This window comes from Sediminibacillus massiliensis, from assembly GCF_900156915.1.
Taxonomy (GTDB): domain Bacteria; phylum Bacillota; class Bacilli; order Bacillales; family Amphibacillaceae; genus Sediminibacillus_A; species Sediminibacillus_A massiliensis.
The window spans coordinates 1-4,831 of the sequence record NZ_LT732534.1 but is presented as its reverse complement, the minus strand read 5'-3'; the positions used below and the strand labels follow the sequence as shown (position 1 = coordinate 4,831).

Genomic DNA, 4,831 nt, shown 5'->3' with positions numbered 1-4,831 from the left:
CTTTGGATAACCTTGTTCCTATATGAGTGTTGAAAACTTGAAAATTACCTGACCAAATCTTAAATATCCCAGTATTAGCCTGAGTCTTATCCCAATCAACCGCTCCCTCAACTTTAATAGGATGGATAGTACAGTTCACCCATGAAACTTTAGCGCCGTTCAAATAGAAACAATCACTTGAATCTCCACTTATAATGTTTGGTTTTACTTCTGAATTTTCAAAATGATAAATCCCTTTTGAACTACCCGCTCCATTCCCATCCAACACACCAATTTCGCTATCTTTTATCAGGAAAACCCCGGCAGCAGATTTCGTTTGCAAGTTTAAATGTTTACAGTTAATGATTTCTACTTTAGGTATCATCGAATTATCGTCAGTGTACACATCACTTGCATTGACATCTATAAAAATATGACAATCGGTAATACCTTGAGGAACGTCTAACATATCTTCTGTGTCAATGGTGTCAAAGCGATAATAAGCATTAGTGATAATGTTATGGCCGTTGAGCTTTCCTTTCTTTGGTGAATAATACAGATTTGCTTTTCCTAGATTGAAGAAACGCACACCTTTTTCACGACCAACAACGTGTACGTTTTTAAACTCTATATGATAGGGGTACTGTACTCGGTTTTCGGACAAAGACGCATAATGTGTAAACCAAGAGAGATACGCATTCCCAAGATTGTCAGGAACTTGTGAATAATCGAATACAAAATCTTCTACAGATATCTTTCTTCCATGAATTATCTTGTACCCATAGTCATAAGCCCCAATAGGAGAAAAAGAAAGTATTTTCGATCCAGAGGTAGGATCACTAATAATCAGTTTTGATTTTTTTATAAAGATATCTCCATCCCACCTAGATCCATAATCTTCTCGGAATTGAACAAAATCTTTGCCGTTAACAGTTACGTTCTCTATGTTCAAAGTCCCTCCGCCTGTTAAACGAAATCCTCTATTTCCTATATCTGTATCTGTTATAGTGAAATTCCACCCGTGAAAGTGAACATCTACCCGATTTAATCTGCATTTTTCAATATGCACGTTTTTAAGCAAGTCAGTGCCCATAACACCCCAGTGCTCTGAAGAACCTTCGCCTGTTAAATTGCGAAGGGTTAGATTAATCACTCTGCTTCCACTGATTCCGTAAGTCCCTCTTGGCGTTCCGTTTATAGTGTAATATTTACGAGGGATAGGACGTGAATTCTCTATTGTTATATCATAGCAACCACCAATGTGGTAAAACCCATCACTTGCTGCTGACATATTGTCATCCATTCCATCTTCATGCCCGACAAATTGATTTCGGACAATTACCCTACTTCGGTGTATCCATATACCTGTCTTTTTGTATACTTCTACTGTGCTTCCGGTTAAATCTCCAGATAAAAGAAACGTGCCACCTTCAAATATGAGATAATTGTCATCCATTTTCCTTGCTTCAATAGATGTTATTCCAGTGAAGTTCCACGTTATATCGCCGACTAAACGTCCGCCATTTTCAACGACAAAGAACTCTTCCATATCCCTTCCGCTATCAACGTTTGCACCTTGCCTTTTTCCTACTTTTGTGTTCGAGTCAAAAACTCGGATGAAATGATTTTCGTATTCTTGAAGTTCTGCGATTAAGGCTGTGCCTTTTTTCATTTTAGGAAGAATAGCACTTCGCAAAGCAGATCCAAGATTAAAAGCTGTATGGTTGGTTGTGATGTGATAAATTTGTGCCCCGGTTTCAGGTGCTAATGCCTCATTAACGTGTAGCTTAGTCGATCCTAAATTGGTGCTTGTTTTTACAACAATATCTCTCGTCTCTTTAAGCCAATACTCACCAGTTAGATTTACCACCGGTATCCGCGCTGCATTTGCATAAGCGTGAGCTTTCTTAATCTGAACTCCGTCATCGTTGATACTGTCTCCTATTGCCCCGAACTGTTTATAGTTTACAAATCCAAAGCTTTGCAGATGAGCTTGCCTTCCATTATTTAACGTAATAGTTGAGCCGCCATCTTCTACGGAGGCGGTGTTTTTTACTAAATATGTTCCTCCTCCGCCATCATTAGGAGTGAAATATCCAAGTGTTACAACTACGTCATTCTCTTTAAAGTTATTCCTGGATTTCATTGTCGCCACACTATCTACATATGTCGGTTTCTCTGCCAACTGTGACTTAAGTTCCTGATTGTCTATCCTGATAGGAGCTTTGCTTTTTCCATATCCCATGAAACCCCTCCTATACATACCTAGTGACAATGTAGGAGGATGAACCACTAACCTCTACATACGCACTAGGAGAGCCACCTATTGAAGCGTAGAACGTGTCATTGGCTGGAACGGTGATTGCTATGCCATTCACCAAAAAAACGCCGTCAACGGTGTCTCTAGACGAATTTCAGCAGTTATGTAAAGGTGCTCATGCATGAGGATTATATGAAGAGGAGGAATTTACATGATTAAACATACAAGAGGGGCTTATGACGGTGTGATGAGCTACAATGCAGCAAAGGAATTTGTAAAGGAAGAGGGGATGGAGGGGTTTCTCGACCTTCTCCGTTCCGAATATCCTAACCGTGATCTATACGGTTGCAGCACGTACTGGGAACGGGATAGCCAATATATCTGCAAAGCCAGGGGGAAATATGGTGATGTGGTTATCGGGTGGGAGAAATGATTATCATTGCAGGAAGTATGGCGGCCACACTCATTACCATGGCGATCCTGGAGGATAGAGGAAAAATCAGTATTAATCCGTGGGTATCAAACGGGGTGCTGTTGGTAGCTTGTGCCGGGGGGATATGGTATGTCTTTACCAAGGTGGGAAGCACATTCAACCTGTTCTAAGATGACTTCTTGGTTGGAAGTGTGGTTGGAAACTTGTACTTCCCTACAGTAGATTATGTTATTGCTTGTATATTATGTATTCGAGTTATCGGAATCTTTTTCTTGTGAGGTGTTTTATTCATGCTTTCTACTATCGGTGTTTCACTTCTTCTGTCAGCCGGGCTTTTGTCGTCCATAAGAACCGAAAACATGTCCGATAAAAATAAGATTGAGAAGATATTTGAGTACACCGGAACACACGTCAAAGGGTTAAATGGCAACGTGAAGAAGTGCCAATTTATTCGTAAAGCCAAAATGGAGAATGGAACCGAATATGTGTACCGTCTGCCGTTGGGATTGCCTTATAAGCAGTTGCAGCACCTGAACAAGAATATCGGCGTATTCAAAGACGGTCTGCATAAGAATGTGGAAGTAGAATTTGATGGGGGGATGTTACACTTGTACGTTTATGAAACGGATTTACCAAAGAAGTGGGAATACAAAGAAGTTGTACCGTTACTAAAGAATAAATGGAATATCCCGATAGGAAAGACACATAAAGGGTTGGTCTGGCATGACTTTGACCAGATACCGCATATGGTGGTGGGTGGTACTACCAGATATGGCAAGACAGTCAATTTGAAAGGGTTGATGACTTCTCTTATCTTATCCAATCCACATGATGTAGAGTTTTACATTATTGATCTAAAGGAAAAATTGGAGTTTGGCAAATATGAAAAGTTGAAGCAAGTAACACAAGTTGCTGGAAATCCCAAAGAAGCTGCTGATATGTTGGAGGACTTGAGGAAACGCATTGTGAAGATGATGCAAGCTTTTGGTGCATGTGGATACACAAACATTACGGAAACGAATGATAACAAGCGAATATTTGTCATAGTGGATGAAGCAAATAGACTGGTTCCCCAAAACAGGCACGACAAAGACAAAATGTTTTGCCAAGAAATGCTAGAGTTGATTGCATGTATAGCTGGCGGTTTAGGTGTCCGTTTAATCTTTTGCACCCAGTATCCAGTCTCGAAAACAATGCCAAGGGATGTAAAACAAAATTCCGATGCAAAAATGTGCTTCCGAATCCAAAATAAATACGCCAGTGCTGTGGTGTTGGGAGAGGAAAACGGTCATGCTGCGGAACTCCCGGACATAAGGGGACGGTGTATGTTGGTGCAAGGACCGAATCTTTTAGAGATGCAAGTACCGTATATCAGCGACAAAACGATGAACGATTTGCTTGTCGATTACATGAAAGGAGCAAGAAAGGACGTTACACCGGATGAAGCAGAAACAGGAGAAAATACTATTGAGTTTATCCCGATTGGGGATGCTTAATAGAAGGCAAATACAGCACCTACACGACACGGGGAGCGTTCGGAATACTAACTATCTCATGCAGGATTTAAAGCCATACACGGACTATCTGGAACGCTCAAATGGGCGGATATATAAACTTAATCAGAAAGGAATCAATCTGTTAGGCGAAGGTACTTTGTTGAAATGGGGGAATGTGGAACACCGGATAATCAGAAACGATGTCTATATCAAATATCGGCCGGACAAATGGTTTCCGGAAACAGAAATCAAAGTGAAAGGCGTAAAGGTATTGCCGGATGCGGTGTTTCAATCTGGCATGACGTATAAAATTTTAGAGGTGGATCGTACCCAACGATGGTATAAGAACAAAAAGAAGATGGAGGACTATGCCAAGTTAAAGGAAACAGGTGCTTTCCAGAAACAATACGGACACTTTCCTACTATTATATGGGTGGTGGATATGGAGAGCAGGATTCCGAAGATTAAGCAGTTGGGAAAGGAGTTAGGGCTGTTGTGTGAGGTGTATGGAGTAAAAATGTGACCCGGTCACACCAAAGGTCACATGATTTATTCTTTGTATCGTTTTTGATAGGTTTTATTGGATAAGGGTGTTAAAGAAAAGCCTTGAAATGGCGGTTTTCCTGCACGTATCGAATTTTTGACGTTTATGATAAAATAAAT

At 40.5% G+C, this 4,831-nt stretch carries 5 protein-coding genes; 4 read left to right on the top strand and 1 reads right to left on the bottom strand.

Annotated elements, in window-relative coordinates:
• Positions 1 to 2,224: hypothetical protein (locus tag CZ434_RS00500; protein ID WP_077621276.1), on the bottom strand; the 2,224-nt coding region annotated here is incomplete at its 3' end.
• 226 nt (positions 2,225 to 2,450) lie between these two features.
• Here CZ434_RS00500 and CZ434_RS00495 point away from each other — a divergent pair.
• From CZ434_RS00495 to CZ434_RS00485, 4 genes are all read left to right on the top strand, one after another.
• Positions 2,451 to 2,672, top strand: coding sequence for a hypothetical protein (locus tag CZ434_RS00495; RefSeq protein WP_077621275.1), 222 nt, complete (start codon positions 2,451 to 2,453; stop codon positions 2,670 to 2,672).
• A complete protein-coding gene (locus tag CZ434_RS21875; RefSeq protein WP_179107129.1) occupies positions 2,669 to 2,842 on the top strand; it encodes a hypothetical protein in 174 nt (57 codons plus the stop codon). Before CZ434_RS00495 ends, CZ434_RS21875 begins: the two co-directional genes overlap by 4 nt.
• A 120-nt stretch (positions 2,843 to 2,962) precedes the next feature.
• Complete coding sequence (locus CZ434_RS00490; protein WP_077621274.1) at positions 2,963 to 4,168, top strand: FtsK/SpoIIIE domain-containing protein; 1,206 nt, start codon at positions 2,963 to 2,965, stop codon at positions 4,166 to 4,168.
• Entirely contained in the window at positions 4,140 to 4,691 is a 552-nt protein-coding gene (locus CZ434_RS00485) for a replication-relaxation family protein (protein ID WP_179107128.1), read from the top strand. The genes CZ434_RS00490 and CZ434_RS00485 overlap by 29 nt, the downstream gene beginning before the upstream one ends.
• Positions 4,692 to 4,831: the final 140 nt, after the last annotated feature.

Bases quoted from the DNA above. Each gene is read 5' to 3' on its own strand.
- CZ434_RS00495 (WP_077621275.1), top strand. From the start codon at position 2,451: ATGATTAAACATACAAGAGGGGCTTATGACGGTGTGATGAGCTACAAT.
- CZ434_RS21875 (WP_179107129.1), top strand. From the start codon at position 2,669: ATGATTATCATTGCAGGAAGTATGGCGGCCACACTCATTACCATGGCG.
- CZ434_RS00490 (WP_077621274.1), top strand. From the start codon at position 2,963: ATGCTTTCTACTATCGGTGTTTCACTTCTTCTGTCAGCCGGGCTTTTG.